At 71.7% G+C, this 17,454-nt stretch carries 13 protein-coding genes; 8 read left to right on the top strand and 5 right to left on the bottom strand.

Going from position 1 to position 17,454, the window contains the following annotated elements; all coding sequences use genetic code 11:
- Positions 1-213: 213 nt before the first annotated feature.
- Positions 214-510 (top strand): WXG100 family type VII secretion target, encoded by a 297-nt coding sequence (locus AB0B55_RS09895; protein WP_007457407.1) that lies wholly within the window; start codon positions 214-216, stop codon positions 508-510.
- An 87-nt stretch (positions 511-597) separates the two neighbouring features.
- The gene (locus AB0B55_RS09890; protein WP_357171475.1) at positions 598-4,968 is read left to right on the top strand and encodes an FtsK/SpoIIIE domain-containing protein; all 4,371 of its coding nucleotides are present in this window, start codon (positions 598-600) and stop codon (positions 4,966-4,968) included.
- Positions 4,969-5,024: 56 nt separating this feature from the next.
- Here the strand turns inward: AB0B55_RS09890 and AB0B55_RS09885 are convergent, their stop codons facing one another.
- Together AB0B55_RS09885 and AB0B55_RS09880 are read right to left on the bottom strand one after the other, a co-directional pair.
- Positions 5,025-5,693: a hypothetical protein gene (locus tag AB0B55_RS09885; protein ID WP_357171474.1), complete on the bottom strand. Its 669-nt coding sequence runs from the start codon at positions 5,691-5,693 to the stop codon at positions 5,025-5,027.
- Positions 5,690-5,995 (bottom strand): hypothetical protein, encoded by a 306-nt coding sequence (locus AB0B55_RS09880; protein WP_357120592.1) that lies wholly within the window; start codon positions 5,993-5,995, stop codon positions 5,690-5,692. Before AB0B55_RS09880 ends, AB0B55_RS09885 begins: the two co-directional genes overlap by 4 nt.
- 200 nt (positions 5,996-6,195) lie before the next feature.
- On the opposite strand from AB0B55_RS09880, the gene AB0B55_RS09875 reads away from it, so the two are divergent.
- The 4 genes from AB0B55_RS09875 (at position 6,196) to AB0B55_RS09860 (ending at position 10,068) form a co-directional block, all read left to right on the top strand.
- Complete coding sequence (locus AB0B55_RS09875; RefSeq protein WP_357171473.1) at positions 6,196-8,019, top strand: putative T7SS-secreted protein; 1,824 nt, start codon at positions 6,196-6,198, stop codon at positions 8,017-8,019.
- On the top strand, positions 8,019-8,582 hold the full coding sequence (locus AB0B55_RS09870) for a type VII secretion system-associated protein (RefSeq protein ID WP_357120598.1): 564 nt from the start codon (positions 8,019-8,021) through the stop codon (positions 8,580-8,582). The genes AB0B55_RS09875 and AB0B55_RS09870 overlap by 1 nt, the downstream gene beginning before the upstream one ends.
- Before the next feature lie 272 nt (positions 8,583-8,854).
- Positions 8,855-9,355 carry a sigma-70 family RNA polymerase sigma factor gene (locus AB0B55_RS09865; protein WP_357120815.1) on the top strand — a complete coding sequence of 167 codons (501 nt, stop codon included), beginning with the start codon at positions 8,855-8,857 and terminating at the stop codon, positions 9,353-9,355.
- Positions 9,352-10,068: a zf-HC2 domain-containing protein gene (locus AB0B55_RS09860; protein WP_357120601.1), complete on the top strand. Its 717-nt coding sequence runs from the start codon at positions 9,352-9,354 to the stop codon at positions 10,066-10,068. Before AB0B55_RS09865 ends, AB0B55_RS09860 begins: the two co-directional genes overlap by 4 nt.
- 78 nt (positions 10,069-10,146) lie before the next feature.
- Here AB0B55_RS09860 and AB0B55_RS09855 read toward each other — a convergent pair whose 3' ends face one another.
- The 3 genes from AB0B55_RS09855 to AB0B55_RS09845 all read right to left on the bottom strand — a co-directional run bounded on the left by AB0B55_RS09855 (position 10,147) and on the right by AB0B55_RS09845 (position 15,387).
- Positions 10,147-11,070, bottom strand: coding sequence for a hypothetical protein (locus AB0B55_RS09855; protein ID WP_357171472.1), 924 nt, complete (start codon positions 11,068-11,070; stop codon positions 10,147-10,149).
- A 116-nt stretch (positions 11,071-11,186) separates the two neighbouring features.
- On the bottom strand, positions 11,187-12,395 hold the full coding sequence (locus AB0B55_RS09850; protein ID WP_357120607.1) for an alcohol dehydrogenase catalytic domain-containing protein: 1,209 nt from the start codon (positions 12,393-12,395) through the stop codon (positions 11,187-11,189).
- A 91-nt stretch (positions 12,396-12,486) separates the two neighbouring features.
- The gene (locus AB0B55_RS09845; RefSeq protein WP_357171471.1) at positions 12,487-15,387 is read right to left on the bottom strand and encodes a BTAD domain-containing putative transcriptional regulator; all 2,901 of its coding nucleotides are present in this window, start codon (positions 15,385-15,387) and stop codon (positions 12,487-12,489) included.
- A gap of 248 nt (positions 15,388-15,635) precedes the next feature.
- On the opposite strand from AB0B55_RS09845, the gene AB0B55_RS09840 reads away from it, so the two are divergent.
- Together AB0B55_RS09840 and AB0B55_RS09835 are read left to right on the top strand one after the other, a co-directional pair.
- Positions 15,636-16,592, top strand: a complete 957-nt coding sequence (locus AB0B55_RS09840) for a sigma-70 family RNA polymerase sigma factor (RefSeq protein WP_357120612.1) — start codon at positions 15,636-15,638, stop codon at positions 16,590-16,592.
- Between the two features lie 51 nt (positions 16,593-16,643).
- A complete protein-coding gene (locus AB0B55_RS09835) occupies positions 16,644-17,396 on the top strand; it encodes a GNAT family N-acetyltransferase (RefSeq protein WP_357171470.1) in 753 nt (250 codons plus the stop codon).
- The last annotated feature ends 58 nt before the right edge of the window (positions 17,397-17,454 follow it).

The following is a 17,454-nucleotide window of genomic DNA, read 5'->3' as shown; positions in this document are numbered from 1 at the left end:
GGTGTGGACCGGGCTCGTGCACAGGTCCGGCACCCACACGGACGCCGTACCGAATCGGTTCATCGCCGTACCGCGACGGACAGCCCGGACGGATTCGAACTTGCCCTGAACCGGATGGCGCGAGCATCCGTGTGGGTGGCGGCATCGGCGCAAGACGGTCCACGAGGGGACCGCTCGCCGACCCGCAGAACCACAGGAATACGGGAGGGCGACATGGCCACGTACCACATCGTCAGCGAGGACATCCAGGAGTCCGCGAGCTGGCTGCAGCAGAACATGCAGACTCTGCTGGACGGGATGACCCAGGCCAAGAGCAAGATCGACACGCTGATCCAGGGTGGCTACAACACCCCGGGCGCGCAGCAGCAGTTCGGTCCGTACTTCGAGGAGTACAAGGGCAGCGTCGACCAGACCCTGCACGGCATGGAGGGCATCAGCCAGTACCTCACGCAGGTCAGCGACGCCTTCTCGGAGACCGACACGCAGACCGCCGCCAGCCTCAGCCGCTGACGCGACAAACGGTCGGGGCCGCGTGGTGAGCGATCACCACGCGGCCCCAACCGTGTTCCCGACGGATCGCCCGACCAGGAGATACCCGTGCGCCTGCTGCTCACCGTCACGGATCAGTCCACCCCCGCAACCGACTACCAGGTCGAGGCCGCCCTCGACTCCACCGTCGCGGAGCTCGCCGAGGTGCTGGCGGGGCGCCGTCCGGAACCCGGCACCCGAGCACCGACGATCTTCGTCGCCGGCGCTCCCCTCGACCCCGGGCTGACGCTCGCCGACGCCCCGCTGTGGCAGGGCAGCGTCGTCGAGCTGGATCGTCCGACGTCCGTGTCACCGCCACCGGCGGCCGGTCCGCTGGAGATCCGGGTGGTCAGCGGTCTCGGCGCCGGCAACCTGTACCCGCTCGCCATCGGCGAGCACGCCGTCGGCGCCGCCGACGACAACCACGTCCGCGTACACGACGACCCGCTCGCTCCCGTGCTCGCCCGGCTGCGGGTGACCGAGGACGGGGAGTGCTGGCTCCGTCCGATGGAGCCCGGCCTGTTGCTCGACCGGGTGGAGGTCGACGAGCAGGAGCGGATCTGGAAGCCCGGAGCGCAACTCGCCGCGGGCTCCTCCCTGCTGGAGCTTCGCCGCCCCCTGCGGGACGAGGCGGCGCTCCAGATCTCGGAGGACCGTACGGGCCTCGACTACAACCGTCCGCCCCGCCTACTGCCCGCGGCGCGGACCACCCAGTTCACGCTTCCCGGGCCGCCGGCGCCTCCGGAGCGACGGCCGCTCACGCTGATCACCGTGCTGGCGCCGGTCGTGCTCTCCGGTGCCGCGTTCGTCGTCACCCGCAACCCGCTCACGTTGCTCTTCGCCATCCTGTCGCCGCTGGTGCTGATCGCCGGCCAGATCGGCGCGCGGCGTCAGGGCCGGGCCACCTACCGCTCCCGGCTCACCGAGTACGAGAAGAAGCGGGCCCGCATCAGCGGCGAGGCCGAGGAGGCGCTGGCCGCCGAACGGTCGGTCCGCCGGGACGACTTTCCCGATCCCGCGTCGATGGGGCTGATCGCCACCGGCCCGCAGCGTCGGCTGTGGGAGCGACGCCGCACCGATCCTGACTTCCTGGAGCTGCGGGTCGGCAGCGCGGACCTGCCGTCGGACGTGGTGCTCCGCGACCTGAGCCAGGACGAGAACCGGCGTGAGGTCCGGTGGAGCGCCCTCGACGTACCGGCGACCGTGCCGGTACGCAAGCACGGTGTCGTGGGGGTGGCCGGCGACGCCGTCGCGCGTACGACGGCCCGGTGGATGATGGCCCAGGCCAGTGCCCTGCACAGCCCGGAGGACCTGCAGATCTACCTGCTCTGCGGCACCGCCGACGAGAGCGGCTGGGCCTGGGCGGGGTGGCTGCCGCACCTGCGGCCCCGCGACGGTCAGGACACCCTCGCCACGGTCGGCACCGACACCCAGACGTTGGCCCGCCGGGTCGGCGAGCTGGTGGCCATCATCTCGTCCCGCTCCGGCGAGCGGGGCAGCGGAGCGTTCCGGGACATCCTCGTGGTGCTCGACGGCGCCCGCAAACTCCGGTCCCTGCCCGGCGTCACCCAGATCCTGCGCGAAGGACCGGCGGTCGGGGTGTACGCCATCTGCCTCGACGCCGAGGAGCGGCTGCTGCCCGAGGAGTGCCAGGCGGTCGTCGCCCAGCAGGAGGACGGGTCGCTGCTGGTGACGCAGACCCTCGCCGCCCCGATCGGCGACGTCCACCCGGACGTCGTGTCGCCGGAGTGGCTGTACCGGACGGCGCGGGCGCTGGCGCCGCTGCGGGACATCGGTGGCGCGGACGAGGAGAGCGCCCTGCCCGGGTCGAGTCGGCTGCTCGACGTACTCGGAATGGAGCCGCCGGAGCCGGATGCGGTGACGGCCCGGTGGACCTCGGGTGGTCGGACCACCGAGGCGGTGCTCGGGGTGTCGCTCGACGGGCCGTTCGCGCTCGACCTGAAACGGGACGGACCGCACGGCCTGGTGGCCGGCACCACCGGCTCCGGCAAGTCGGAGCTGCTGCAGACCCTCGTCGCCTCGCTCGCCGTGGCCAACCGTCCGGACGCGATGACGTTCGTGCTCGTCGACTACAAGGGCGGCAGCGCGTTCAAGGACTGCGTCCTCCTGCCGCACACCGTCGGCATGGTGACCGACCTGGACACCCACCTGGTGGGCCGGGCGCTGACGTCGCTCTCGGCGGAGCTGCGCCGACGCGAACACATCCTCGCCGAGGCCGGGGCGAAGGACATCGACGACTACGTGGAGCTGCTGCGCCGCGAGCCGTCCCGCGTCCCGATGCCGCGCCTGCTCATCGTGATCGACGAGTTCGCGTCGATGGTGCGTGACCTGCCCGACTTCGTGACCGGTCTGGTCAACATCGCCCAGCGCGGCCGATCGCTCGGCATCCACCTGGTGCTGGCGACCCAGCGACCGGGCGGCGTGGTCTCCCCCGAGATCCGGGCCAACACCAACCTGCGCATCGCCCTGCGGGTCACCGACAGCAGCGAGAGCCAGGACGTGCTGAACGCCCCGGACGCGGCCGCCATCTCGAAGTCGACGCCCGGTCGCGCCTTCGTCCGTCTCGCCCAGTCGTCGCTGGTGCCGTTCCAGGCGGGCCGGGTCGGCGGGTTCCGCCCCGGCGCGCGCAGCACCGACCGCCCGGCCCCCTGGTTGGCGCCACTGTCCTTTCCCGACCTCGGTCGCCCCGCGCCACGTCGCCGCTCCGGCGAGGCGGCGCCGTCGGCCGAGCTGACCGACCTCGCGGTGCTCGTGACGGCGATCCGGGACGCGAGCGAACGGCTCGGCATCCCGGCCCAGCACAGCCCCTGGTTGGCGGCGCTGCCCACCTCGCTGACCGTCGACGCGTTGCCCCCGGCCCGCGCCACCGACTACCACCTCCCGGCGGTCGCCTACGGGCTGGTGGACCTTCCGGCCCAGCAGGACCAGGTGCCGCTGGCACTGGACCTCTCCACGCTCGGGCACCTGCACGTCATCGGCTCCTCGCGCAGCGGCCGATCGCAGACGCTCCGGACGATCGCCGGGGCGGTCGCCCGCGTCCAGTCCACGGCGGACGTCCACCTCTACGGCGTCGACTGCGGCAACGGGGCGTTGCTGGCCCTCAACGGCCTGCCGCACTGCGGGGCGGTGGTGCAGCGCACCGAGGCGGAGCGGCTCGGCCGGTTGTTCGCCCGTCTCGTCGCCGAACTGGGCCGGCGGCAGCAGCTGCTCGCCACCCGGGGCTCGGCGAGCATGGTGGAGTACCGGACGGGTGCCGCCCCGGGTGAGCGACCGCCACACATCCTGGTGCTCCTGGACCGGTTCGAGGTCTTCGACAAGACCTTCGCCGACTACGACAACGGCACGATCATGGCCGCTCTGCTGACCCTGCTGCGCGAGGGCGCCGGGGCGGGCATCCACGTGGTGCTCGCGGGTGACCGGGCGATGTTCTCCAGCCGGATCTCGTCCACCACCGACGACAAGCTGGTGTTGCGGTTGACCGAACGCGGCGACTACAGCATGGTCGGCATCAACCATCGGCAACTGCCGGACGAGATCGAGGCGGGTCGCGCGATCCGGGCGTCCGACGGCGCCGAGGCGCAGATCGCGCTGCTCGGCGAGGACACCTCGGGTCAGGGGCAGGCGCGCGTACTCACCGACATCGCCGAGACGGCCCGGCGGCGGGACGCGGACCTCGCGCCCGGGGACCGCCCGTTCCGGATCGACGTGTTGCCCGACGAGCTGACCCTCGCGGACACCGAGACGCTCCACCGACCCGACGGGCCGCTGTGGACGATGCTGGGTGTGGGCGGCGACGAGCTCACCGCGATCGGGCCGGACCTGACGGTCGTCCCGACCCTGGTCCTGGCGGGTCCACCTCGTTCGGGACGGAGCACCGCGCTGCTGACGATGGTCGCCACCCTGCTGCGCAGGGGGACCGAGGTGGTCGTGGCGGCGCCCCGCAGATCGCCGCTACGCGAGCTGGCCGACCTCCCCGGTGTGCTCGACCTCGTCGCGAACGAGAACCTCACCTCCGCCATCTTGACGGCCGCGCTGGAGCGCAGGAGCGGACCGGCCGTGGTCGTGCTCGACGACGCCGAGCTGCTGCTCAAGTGCGACGCGGGCAGCGACCTCGGGGAGATCGCCCGAACCGGCGCGGAACGGGGGCTCGGGTTGGTCATGGCGGGCACCATCGACGGCCTGTCCGGCGGCTTCGGCGGCTGGCACGTCGACGCCCGGCGCAACCGGCAGGGCGCGCTGCTCAGCCCACAGGGCCTCGGTGACGGCGAACTGATCGGCGCCAAGCTGAGCCGGGGCCAGCTCGGCGGGGGACGCCTGGGTCGGGCGCTGCTTCACCTGGGCGACGGCACCGTCCGCCTGGTGCAGGTCCCCCGAACCGATCCGGTGGCGCTGCGGTCCCTGGTGACGCCACCGGAGTAGAACCCGAACGAGAGGGGGACACCGCAGCGCGGTGTCCCCCTCTCGTCGATCACCGCTCAGGCGTCGGTCGTGCCCGTCGACTCCGGCCGCGCGGCCAGCACCGGCAGGTCGTCGTCCCAGGTGAACGCCAGGGACCCGGTGATCGCGCCGAAGAGCTCGAAGATGTCCTCCGCCTCCGCGAGGTTCGGGCTCGACCCGGTGACCACCACGACGTCCGCCGATCCCGGCATCGGTACGACGGTGTGCATCACCGCGCACCGCATCGTGACGCCGTCCTGGACGACGTTCTGGATGCCGTACACCCGACCGACGGTGCCGATGCGGGGAATCGTCGCGGTGGTCACCCGCCGCCAGGTCCCGTCGGCCCGGTTGGGGTGCGCCACCGCCGTCAACGCGCCGAGGATGTCGCCGTTGGCCGGTGGTGTGACCACCGCGACCACCACGGTGGCGGTGAGCGGGCCGTCCTCGTACATCTCGAAGACGCCGGCCGCGTGCACCGCGCCACCGCGCCGGGCCTGGCGTACCGACCGGCGTACCTGCTCGGCGAAGCGGCCCGCCTGGTCGGCGGTGAACCCGCCGGTCAGGGCGTGGCCCCGCGCCTCCTCGCCGAGCCGGTTCTCGCTCGCCTCGTCGGCCACCGCGAAGTCGACCCACGCCTGCGGGGTGCGCAGCTCGAAGCCGGTCGGGGTGGGCGTCGCGGCATGGGCCTGGGTCGGGGCGCTCACTGTGCCGCCTGCTGGTCCGGCGCGGTCAACGCGTTGACCGTCTGGGTGTCGGTCTCCCGGAACGCGTCGGCGACGGCCTTCGCGGCGTCGCGTACGCCCCCCAGGTCCTTGCCCACGACGTGCCGACCGTCGCCCCACCGCTTCTCGAAGTGCCGGGCGGCGTCCTCCAGGCCGCGCTGCCCGAGCGTGTCGACCACCGCGCCCATCGACCGGACCGACGCGCTGTCCATCAACTCCTTGGTACGCCGCAGCAGCTCGTGTACGCGTTCCAACTCCGCGCCCGGAACGAGGATCTCGCTCATCGCGCGCACTCCCCCGCCGGCCTGCTCATCGCATCGCTCATCTCCGCACCCTCCCGACCCGTCTCGGCAACTGGGGCGTACACGGATCGGCGGCCGGCCCGGTTCACCAGGTGAACCGATCCACCCCGCGCTACGTGTGCGACTCGGCTCCCGGCGGATGGCTCGGGCGCCGGCCTGACGATGCGATGGGGAGGTTCGTCATGACGCGTCCGGGCGACGCCGAGTGGTCCGTGTTGCAGCTCGACTCAGATCCCGTGCCGGGTGATCCGGAGTCCTTCGAGGAGATCACCAGGGCGTACCAGGAGCTGGCCAGAACCACCCAGGAGGCGCACGACCTGCTCGCGTCCGGCAGCCAGATCGACGTCGGTCAGGGCAAGGCCATGGACGCCTTCCGCGACCTGATCGGCAAACTGCCGGGACGCCTGGACGGGATGGCGAACTCCTACGCCAGCGCCGCCGACGCGTACCTGCGGTACCTGCCCTCGCTGGAAGAGGCGCAGACCATGTCCCTGCGCGCCCTCGACCAGGCCCGACAGGCGGCCGGGGACCAGAGCGCCGCCCAGGCGGCGGCCGTCAGCGCGGCGGCCGCGCTCCTCGTCATGAACGCCGACACCACGACCACTCCGGACGCCAAGGAAAAGGCCACCGACGACGCGACCGCCGCCAAGAACCGCGCCGCCGACGCCCAACAGGCACTCGATGGCGCGAAGTCGCTCCTCGGCCAGGCCACCGCCCTACGCGACCAGGCCGCCCGCACCGCCGCCGACACCCTGCGTCAACTCGCCAAGGACGCACCACAACGATCCCTCTGGGACAAGATCGTCGAAGCGTTCAACGCGTTCATCGACTTCCTGCAGAGCACCGTCATCGAGTGGATCACCACCATCCTGGACGTGCTCTCCGTGGTCGCCTCGTTCATCTTCCCACCCCTCGGTTCGGCGATCGGCTTCCTCTCCGGCGCCATCGACCTCGCCGCCGCAGCCCTCGGCGGCGACCCCGCCGAGATCGCCCTCGCCGCCGGCGGACTCGCCCTCGGCCTCGTACCCGGCGGACGCATCGTCAGCCGGGTCCTCAAGTTCGCCAACAAGTTCGCCGGCAAGATTCGCCCCGGCAGCGTCGCGGACGGCATCAGGAACAGCACCAAGGAGGTCACCGGCGGCAGCCGCAGCGTGCCGGGCGCCGGCGCGGCGCCGGGGCGCGGAATCGACGCGAACGTCACCGAGGTCGGCCTCGGCAAGGTCATCAAGGGCGTGTTCAACAAGATCGACATGAAGCTGTTCGACCTGCGGTTCAACCGGGACCTCAAGGCCGCCAAGAAGAAGCAGGCCAACGACCCGACCCTGATCATCGGCCAGAACAGCAAGGGCCACCTCAAGACGTTCCACGCCTCGGACGTCGAGTCGACCCCGCTGGTGGACAACAACGGCAAGCTGGTCGGCGTGCTCTTCCCGAGCAGGGCCACCGACAACGACAACTTCACCAGCTGGGCCCGGACCGACGCCAACCTCGCCTTCGGCCGGAACATCGGCGGGACGGCCGCCGACCCGGGGACGAAGGCGGTCCGCAAACTGCCCGGTACCGACACCGGCTTCGCGGGCAACGAGTTCCTTCCCCCGCCCTGGGCCGGCCTGAGAAACGATCCCACCCTGGTCATCGCGCACGGCAACCCGAACGGTGCCGCCGTACGGCTGGCGAACGGCAAGCTGCTGCACGTCCCGGGTGGAGAGTTCGCGAAGGTTCTGCACCACAACGAACTCTTCGATCCCAATTCGAAGAGGTCCATCGCCCTGATCTCCTGCAACTTCGCCAACGCTTCCGGCTCTGCGGGGCAGGACTTCGCCGACGCCATGGCTGCTCTCGGCAACCGGCGAAAGATCTTCGCGGCGAACGAGGTGGTCGTCACCACCGAGGGCGTGGACGTGGACGGTCTGGTGACCAGCCCGGGCCGGCCCATCGCGACGTTGGCGGTGCAGAACGGCGGCGAATTTGCAGAGCTCAAGCCGAAGGGCAAGGGGGCAAAGTGATGAACGAGAACGACAACGGTGACCGGCAGCGAAACTGGATGCTGCTGACGGACGCGCGCTGGAGCGCGCCCGACGAGGGTGCGGCGGACGCGACCGACGTGCCCCCGGTGGAGGCGATCGTCGGTGGCTGGCTGGTGGAGCCCGACGGCACCGTGGGCCGCTTCACCGCGAATCCGCTGTACCGGCCGGAGGACCCGGGGGCGCCCACCAGCCCGGTGGACGCCGCCGCGCAGTTGGTCGCTTCCGGCCGCGCGGGGGTCGACGTGGTGCTCCTGGCGCTGCGGGACAGCCTCGTGGACGTCGCGCTGGACAGCGAGGGTGAGGTCATCGTGGCACCGGCGCCCGACGACGTGCCGTGTGTGCTCGTCGCGACCGGGGTGGTGGACCAGGCCCGGGTCGACGCCGCCGAGTGGCGGCAGGTCGACCTGGGTGATCTGCTGACGCTGCTCCCGGACGGCGTCGACGTCCTGCTGAATCCGGGCGGGCCTCGCTCCATGCGCCTGTTCGCGGATGCGCTGCGGGACGTCGCCGTCGAGGGCGAGCCGTCACCGACCGCCCCGTGACGCACCACCCCGCTGGGGCTCGGACGTGACGTCTGCGCCCCAGCGGGGTGGTGCCGCCGGAAACGCATCGGCGACGGTTGACGTCTCGAATCGGTCTCGACGTGGGTCAGTAGACAAATCTTTTATTGATCAACTAACGGTACTAACAGGACGTGCATCCTGAGGCCCCGTAGACAACCGGCGGGCACGCCGGAGACGTGAGGGTCGGCAAAAGGGTGGTAGCAATGGCGGGATCAGGACCTGTTCGTCGGCGCGAAGTGGCAGGCGAGGCACTGGTCCGGTCCATATTCGAGGAGCACGGACGCGCGATGCTCGCTTACGCGACACAGTTGACCCGCGACCGCGCGGCCGCGGAGGACGTCGTCCAGGAAGCGCTGGTACGCGCGTGGCGTCACCCCGACAGTCTGGTCAACGGCAAGGGCTCGGTACGGGGTTGGCTGTTGACGGTCGTCCGCAACATCGTGACCGACACCGTCCGCGCCCGGAACGCGCGGCCACCCGAGGTGCCCGACGGCCCGACGGAATCCGCGGTCGAGCGTGACCACGCCGACCAGGTGGTCAACTCGATCGTCGTGACGGACGCCCTCAATCGCCTCTCGATCGAACACCGACAGGTGCTCGAGCAGGTCTACCTGCGCGGGAGTACAGTCGCGGAAGCCGCCCAGGTCCTCGGGATCCCGCCGGGCACCGTGAAGTCCCGCTCCTACTACGCACTCCGAGCCCTCCGCGATCTCGCCGAGCGTCGCGCCGGGGTGGAACGGCCTGCCTCATGACATCCGACAGCTCATCGCCCCACGCCGACCACTTCGACGTCGGCGGTTACCTGCTGGGCGCGCTCGACGAGTCCTCGGCCCGCCGAGCCGAGGAGCACCTGGCGGGTTGTGCGCAGTGCCGGGCCGAGGTCGAATCACTGCGGACGTGGACGGACGCGCTCGAGAACGTACCCGACGTGATGCTGCTCGACGGCCCGCCGGAGGACGGCGACCTGCTGTTGCAGCGCACCCTGCGGCAGATCCGCGGCGAGGCCGCCGACGAGCGCCGCCGCCGGCACGCCGTGACCGGGGTCGCCGCGGCGGTCGTCGCCTCGGCCGTCCTCGGCGGCGCCTTCCTCGTTCCCCGGGGCGACACGACGACGGACGCGACCGCGCCGCAGCCGAGCCCGAGCGTCCCGGCCGACCGGGCGGTCCGCTCCGCCAGCGCGGCCGATCCGCGCACCGGCGCTCGTCTCGCCGTCGCCGTCCAGCCGGCCCCCGGCTGGGTACGCCTCAACGCCACGGTGTCCGGCATCCCGCAGGGCCAGCGTTGTCGCCTACTGGTCGTCGGCAAGGACGGCAGCACGGTACTGGCGGGCAGTTGGCTGGTGTCGGAGCGCGGGGCCGCCGAGGGCGTCACCCTGGACGGCAGTGCCCTGATCGACGAGGCCCAGATCGGCAGTGTCCGGGTGGAGACGACCGACGGCACGGTGTACGTCAGCGCGACGCTGTAGGGCATACCACCAGCAGCGACAGACAGCAACGCGCCGGCCCGGCCAGTGGCCGGGCCGGCGCGAGCCGCACCGCCGGGATCAGCCCAGGCGCACCGAGACGACCGCGTTGTCGAAGTCGACGGTCGCCAGATCCGCGACGTCCCCGTTGATCACCTTCGAGCGGCCGGTGCAGTCCGGGCCCGCCCAGAGCTTGAGCGAGCCGGGCGCCGCCACCGAGGAGGAGACACCCGGGCGGCTCAGGTTCCGGCAGCCGGTGCCGGCGACCCCCTGCGAGCCAGCGCCGTCGCCGAAGTTGGTGTCGTCGAAGAAGACGGCGCTGGTGGCCGGCGGGGCCGGCGACTCCGCGCCGGGCTGCTCGCCACCGGACGCGCCGGCCTTGCCGCCGGTCGGGGTCACGCCGAACCAGGTCCCCCCGACACCCTGCCCCTTGGTCTCGCCGGGCTTGGTGTCCTTGGCGAAGCGGTAGGCCGGCCAGCCGCCGATGGTGACCTGCCGGCTGCCGTCCGAGCGCCGGACCGTACCGACGGCCTCCGCCTTGACCCCCGCGACGAAGATCTTGCCGCCCGGCGTCACCGTGACCGGCGGCCAGGTGGTGGCGCAGTCACCGTCGCAGTTCGACGTCGGCGGGTTGTTGCTGTCCTTGTCGAACCGGTACAGGGTCAGTCCCGCGCCGTTGACGACGACCGGGTCGAGTTTGCCCGCCCGGCCCACGGTCAGCTGGACCCAGCGCTGCGCCGACTCGCGGGCGGCCCCGGTCGCCACCCCGCCGTTGGGTACCGCCCAGTCACCGGTGCCCTGAGCCGCGTTGTTGGACTTCGCGGTGCCGGACGTGAGGGCGAGGTCGGCGACACCGGCCCCGCCCTGTGGTGATGCCGCCGGGCTGCCGCTCAGGTCGGCGGCCCGCGCTGGGCCGGGTGGCACCTGGCTCGGGCCGCACGCCGTGAGCGTCACCGCGCCGACGGCCAGCGCGGCGATGAGGGGTGTCACGTGGTTGCGCATCATCGGAAATCTCCAGCAGTCACCCGGCTCCCAGGAGGTCCGGAAACCGTTCGCCCCTCACACGGAACAGGTCCGGAATCGGTTCAGGGCGGGTGCTGCCGCAGTCGGCCCCGAGGAACTCAGGTGGTGCCGAGGGCCACCTTCAGCCAGCCGGGGCTGCGCAGGTCGAACTCCCGGTACGCCCCAACGGCGTCGGTCAGCGGTTCGTGCTCCGTCACGACATCCTCCGGACGGACCTGACCGGAGGCGACCATGGCCGCCAGCCTGGGGATGTACCGGGGATGGTTGCCGTTGCCGGCGCGGATGGTCAGGTTGCGTCCCATGGCCACACCGATGGGGAAGTACCGGTCGCCGGGCGGATAGACACCCACGATGCCCAGCGTGCCGACCTTGGCGAGGCTGTCGACCGCCCAGGTCTGCGCCTGGCTGGGCGCGTCACCCGGCTTCCAGTGCCCGTCCTGGCCCTGGCTGTCGAGGTTCGGGGAGATGGTGCGCTGTTCCTCGGCGTTGCGCTCGGCGTCCTTGCCCGCCGCAGGTCCCGACTTGGCGCTCTCACTGTCCACTCCGACGGCGTCGATGGCGCAGTCGGCGCCGATACCGTTCGTCAATTCCATGATGGCGTCGACCGGGTCCACCTCGTTGAAGTTGATCACCTCGGCGCCACGGCCACGGGCATGCTCCAGCCGGTCGGCGTGCCCGTCGATCGCGATCACCCGGGACGCGCCACGCTGGTACGCGGAGAGGATGGCGAACTGACCCACCGGACCGCAACCCCAGACCGTCACCACCTTGCCATCGTCGGCATCGGCGAGGACCGCTCCGAAGTAGCCGGTCGGGTAGATGTCGGACAGCGTAATGGCCTGCGACTCGGTGACGTTCTCGCCCAGGGAGATCAGGTTGGTGTGCGCGAAGGGCACGCGCGCGTACTCCGCCTGCAAGCCGTTGAACGGACCCTGCATATCGGGTGAGCCGGGCGAGGCCGTACCGGTCCGCGGTCCGAGCGGGTTCGCGTTGTCGCACTGCGCGAAGAGGCCCCGGCGGCAGTACCAGCAGGACCCGCAGCCCAGCACCGCCGAGATCACCACCCGGTCACCCGGTCGGAAGTTGTGGATCTGCGAGCCGACCTCCTCGACCACCCCGACGCCCTCGTGGCCGAGGATCTTGCCCGGCGACATCCCGGGCATGGTGCCGCGGACGAAGTGCAGGTCGGTGCCGCAGATCGCCGCTGTGGTGACCCGGACGATCGCGTCCGTGGGTTGTTCGATGCGGGGCTCGGGCACGTCGTCGACCCGAATGTCACCGATTCCGTGGAAAACGACGGCCTTCACGCGTACTCCCATCCGCGCTGGTCGCCGCAGTGGCGCCAGCCCTCGACAACGGGACCCGGCTTCCCCGGGCGGGCCACGACAAACCGCCCGCTCACGCCAGTTTCTGGGCCAGTCGGGTGACCGAGGCACGCATCCCCTCGGTGCCGCCGTCGGGAAACTCCCGCAGCAGCGTGCGCGCCTCTTCGAACGCCCGGCGGGAACCGGGCAGGTCACCGACGGCGATGAGCACGTCGGCCATCTGCCGCAGCGCGGCGAACTGCGACGGCCGGTTCCCCACGCGCCGCGCCGTGCTCGCCGCGAGTTCCAGCTCCGTCACCGCCTCCGCGACCCGGCCGGTCTCGACCAGGTTGTCCGCGACGGCGGCGCGAATCGCGCTCTCCTCGTGCGCACGCCCCGCCCGCTGGTTGAGGTCGAGCGCCTCCCGGAGCACCTGGATCGACTCAGCGACCTGCCCCTGGGCGGTCAACGACCGTCCCATCCGCAGCAGGCTGCAGATCTCGCCCTGCCGGTGGCCGAGCAGGCGGAACAACGCCAGCGCCTGCGTGCTGTGCGTGAGCGCGCGGTCGTGTCGGCCCAGCACGCTGAGCACCTGGTGGCAGTTGTTGTGCACCAACGCCTGTTCCAGACGCATGCCCCGGTCCTGGTAGGTCGGTGCGGCCTCGCCGAGCAGGCCGAGCGCCTCCTCGTGGGCTCCGAGAAAGTACCGGGCGCCCGCCAGGCTGCGCAGGACGTGCGCTTCCCCGACGACGTCGTGGCGTGCCCGCGCGGCACGTAGCGCGTTGCGCATGACGTCCTCCCAGTCCTGGAAGCGTCCGGCCCACTGCAGGTACTGCTGCATCGAGATGGCGAGCTGCCACGGCACGATGCCGTACCCGACGTCGGCGGCGAGGCGCACCACCTCCGTGAGCACCTCCCGCTGGCGGTCGAACCAGGCGATCGCTTCGTCGTGCGTGTCCGGCCGTTCGACGACGACACCGGGCAGCGGCGGCGCCGGCTCGATCGGCGAACGGTTCGGGTTCAACGCAAGCTGCGCCTGGTAGCTGCTGTGCAGATAATGCTGCAGCAGGCGGCTGAGCGCCGCCTGTCGTTCCGCCGCCGGCTCCTCGGCCTCCCACAGCTCCTCGGCGTACGCCTTGACCAGCACGTGCGACGTGAGTCTGCCGTCCTCGTGCTCGCTCACCAGCGCCGCGTCGATCAGCTCGGCGAGCAGGGCACGCGTGGTGTCCGAGCCGCGGTCGGCGAGGCTCACGCAGGCCTCGGCCGTGACACCGGGCAGCGGGGCGGCCGACAGCAGTCGGAACAGCCGGGCGGCCTCCGGACTGAGCTGCCGATAGGACCACGAGAAGGCCGTCCGGGGATCGACCAACCCGCGGCTGGCCGCGAACGCCTCGAGCCGGTGGGCGCTGTCGCGCAGCTCGGCGGCGATGGTGGCGAGCGACAGGCCCGGACGAGCGGCGATCCGGGCCGCCAGGATGGCCAGCGCCAGCGGAAGCCGACCACACAGCTCGATGATCTCGTCGGCCGTGCCGGCCCCCTCCCCCTCGTCGGTCGACCGGCCTGGCAGGCCGGCGAGACGACGTTCGAGCAGTCGACGGGCCGTCGGCAGGTCGGGCGGGTCGACCCGGAGCAGGTGCGCGCCGTCGAAGGCCGCGAGGCCGACGAGGGCCCGCCGGCTGGTGACGATCACGAGACTCCGTGCCGAGTTCGGCAGCAGCGGGCGCACCTGGGCGGCGTCGTGGGCGTTGTCCAGCAGGAAGAGCATCTGCTTACCGGCCGTCATGCTGCGGTACGTGCCGATCCGCGCGTCGAACGTGTCGGGCACGTCGGAGGCGGGCACGCCCACCATGTGCAGCAGCGAGCGTACGGCGTCGTCGGCCGACAGGCGCTCCCCCGCGCAGAGGTGCCCCCGCAGGTCGAGGTAGAGCTGCCCGTCGGCGAACTCGTCGGCCACCCGGTGGGCGAAGTGCGTGGCGAGCGTCGAGGTGCCCACTCCACCCATGCCGTCCATCGCGATCACCAGTGGACTGGTCCGCCCGGCGGTCCGCATCCCCGTGGTCAGGTCGCCCAGGATCAGCAGTTCGGATTCGCGGCCCACGAAGAAGGGCGGGTCCGGCGGGAGCTGCGCCGGGCGGACCAGCGGTGCCGGACGGGCCACCACGGGGTCCGCGTCCTCGGCGGGTGTCAGCGCCGTCTGGGTGAGGGCCCGCCGATGGGCGTCCTGTAGGTGGTAGCCGGGATCGATGCCCAACTCCTCGTCGAGGCGCGTCCGGATGACGCCGTACACGGCCAACGCCTCCGCCTGCTGCCCCGCCGCGGCGAGGGTCGTCACGAGGCTCGCGTGGACCGGTTCGTTGAGCTCACCCATCGTCGCCGCGAGCCGCAGCGGCGTCAGGACCCGGGCGGGCTGACGCAGCCGTACGGCCACCGCGGCGGCGGCGATCGCGGCGTCGAAGAACTCGCCGTCGATGCCCGCGCAGACCGCCGCGGCGGCGGCGCTGTCGAGAAGCCCGTCACCGGACGAACCGTGGCAGCGCCCCAGCGCGTCGAGATACTGCTCCAACGCCTGGTCCGGGCGGTCCTGCGCCAGGCTGGACTTGGCCGCCGAGACGTCGCGGCGGAACGCGACGAGGTCGAGCGTCTCCGGCTCGGCCACGAAGAGGTACCCGTTGCCGTGCCGCAACAGGTACGAGCCGACGGCCCGCGCGGGCAGGTCGGGTTCGAGCAGGCGGCGCAGCGCCGCGACGTACTTGTGGATCAGGTTCACGGCGCTGGCCGGCGAATCTGGACCCCAGACGAGATCCATCAGATCGCTGGTGGTGGTGGGACGCCCCTGCCGGGCCAGCAGGACCGCCAGGAGGCGGCGTTGCTGGCGCGGGCCCGCGTCGAGTTCGGCCGCACCGCGCCAGACCCGCAGCGGGCCCATGATCTGCAGGCGCGGTCCCCCCTGCGACGCCGGTTCCGCTGTCCGACCGGAGCCGACATCGTCCGTCACGTTGATCACGCTGCGTCCACCGAGTGGAGGTCTACTTGACGACGACTGGATCGGACAGTTCGCCGCAGGATCCGACAATCCCGGGCGCGGGGAAGCCGACACCGGGGTCGAAGGCGGCACGCACCGACCGGCTCGGCCCTGCGGAGGCGAGGTCCTGTCTCGTAACCCATGTTCAGCAGACGTCGCCGGCGAGACGAAAGTTCGATCCTCTTAATGGATTTTTCCCACCGGCGAGCTAGCGTTCCCGGATGCTTCTCCCGACCTCGACGCACGTGTCGGCCGACGACACGGTCGAGCAGGTCCGGAGCGCCCAGCAGGGCGATCCGGCCAGCTTCGCGCTGCTTCTCGACCGCCACTACGCCGGCATGCTCGCGGTGGCACACCGTCTGTTGGGCTCCCGGCCCGACGCCGAGGACGCCTGCCAGGATGCGGCGATCACGGCGTTCAGCCGCATCGGTGAGCTGCGCGACCCCGGCGCCGCGCGGTCCTGGCTACACGCCATCGTGCGCAACAACTGCCGGACGATGCTCCGCGCCCGCATCCCCGTTCCGGTCGGGGTGGCCGGCGAGAATCTGCTCGCCTCGGAGCTGGACGACCCGGTCGCCCGCATCGAGCGCAGCGCCATGCGGGACTGGGTCTGGCACGCGATCCAGCAGTTGTCGCCGGCCGCGCAGACGGTGGCGTTGCTGCGGTACTTCACCAACAACAACTCGTACGAGCAGATCGCCGACCTCTGCGGTACGCCGGTCGGCACTGTCCGTAGTCGCCTGAGCGAGGCACGCCGGCAGTTGGCCGAGGTCCTCCCCCGTGTGCACGACGAGCGGCACGGCGAGACCGTGGCGCTGCGCGCCGAACGACAGCAGGAGGCGGCAACCATCCTGTCGGCGGTGCCGGACGGCGCCAGGCTGAACAAGGTGGCCGCCCGCTGGGCCGAGGACATGACCTTCTGGTGGCCGAGCGGCATCCGGACGACCGGTCGGGAACCGGTCTTCGCCGTCATGCGGCAGGACTACGAGTCCGGCGTCGCTGCCAGGATCACCGGAGTGCTCGCCGGGTCCGGCGTCACGATCTGGGAGAACGCCTTCATCAACCCGCCGGAGGATCCGCACCACTGCCCGCCCGGGGGGACCTGGTTGCTGAGGGAGAAAGAGGGCCTGGTGCGCGAAGTGCGCCTTCTGCACACCCCACGGCCGCCCCGGTTCTAGAGAATCCGCGGCGGAATCGAACTTTCCCCCGCCGAGCCATGTCCTGAGGGTATGACCACGTACTCCATCCACGACCTGGAACCACAGCTGGCCGCGAACCGCACGTACTGGTGCGGTTGGGCCGGCGGCCAGCCCGACACCGACCTGCCGACCTATCGCACCGACATCCCGCACCCGCTTCTCAACGGTGTCCTGCGCGTACGCGGGCGGCAGCTCGACGACGCGATCACGGAGGCGAGGAAGCACCTGACCGGCTCGGTCTGGGGCTGGTGGGTGGGTGCGGACAGCGACGAGGGCACCGCCGAGGGACTGCTCGCGCGCGGCGCGACCCAGATCTCCGACATGCCCGTCATGGCGGTGGACGTGACCACGCTGGCCGAGGTCGAGGGCCCCAGCGACCTGCGGATCCAGGTCGCCGCCACGCCGGCCGAGATGCGCGAGTACGTCGAGGCGTACGCCGGGCCGCTCGGCGTCCCCGGCGACCTCGGGCTCGTCGTCGACCGGGAACTGTCCTTCGCCTACCCGGACGTGATCCGCCTCGCCGGCATCGTGGACGGCCGCACCGTGGGCACGTGCACCCTGTCGCTCGGCACCGACGTCGGCGCTCTGTACTGCATCGCCACCCACCCCGACCACCGTCGCAAGGGCATCGCGACCGCCCTCACCCGCGAGGCGCTGCGCATCACCCGCGCGGCCGGACTGCGGATCGCCACCCTCCAGGCGAGCAGTGAGGGCGAGCCGGTGTACCGGCAGATCGGCTTCGACACCGTCACCCGCTACCGCCTCTACCAGCTCCCGGAGTGAGTCCGCGGCGCTGTCGGGCGGGTCGTACGCCGGTCGGCGCGGCAGCGTGCTGACCGGT

The sequence above is a fragment of the Micromonospora sp. NPDC049107 genome, from assembly GCF_040648595.1.
Lineage (GTDB): Bacteria > Actinomycetota > Actinomycetes > Mycobacteriales > Micromonosporaceae > Micromonospora.
The sequence above is the reverse complement of the archived record's forward strand: the minus strand, read 5'-3'. Positions and strand labels throughout refer to the sequence as shown.

Coding starts and splice junctions, on each gene's coding strand:
- AB0B55_RS09875 (WP_357171473.1), top strand. CDS start 6,196: ATGACGCGTCCGGGCGACGCCGAGTGGTCCGTGTTGCAGCTCGACTCA.
- AB0B55_RS09840 (WP_357120612.1), top strand. CDS start 15,636: ATGCTTCTCCCGACCTCGACGCACGTGTCGGCCGACGACACGGTCGAG.
- AB0B55_RS09880 (WP_357120592.1), bottom strand. CDS start 5,995: ATGAGCGAGATCCTCGTTCCGGGCGCGGAGTTGGAACGCGTACACGAG.
- AB0B55_RS09835 (WP_357171470.1), top strand. CDS start 16,644: ATGACCACGTACTCCATCCACGACCTGGAACCACAGCTGGCCGCGAAC.
- AB0B55_RS09855 (WP_357171472.1), bottom strand. CDS start 11,070: ATGATGCGCAACCACGTGACACCCCTCATCGCCGCGCTGGCCGTCGGC.
- AB0B55_RS09895 (WP_007457407.1), top strand. CDS start 214: ATGGCCACGTACCACATCGTCAGCGAGGACATCCAGGAGTCCGCGAGC.
- AB0B55_RS09870 (WP_357120598.1), top strand. CDS start 8,019: ATGAACGAGAACGACAACGGTGACCGGCAGCGAAACTGGATGCTGCTG.
- AB0B55_RS09860 (WP_357120601.1), top strand. CDS start 9,352: ATGACATCCGACAGCTCATCGCCCCACGCCGACCACTTCGACGTCGGC.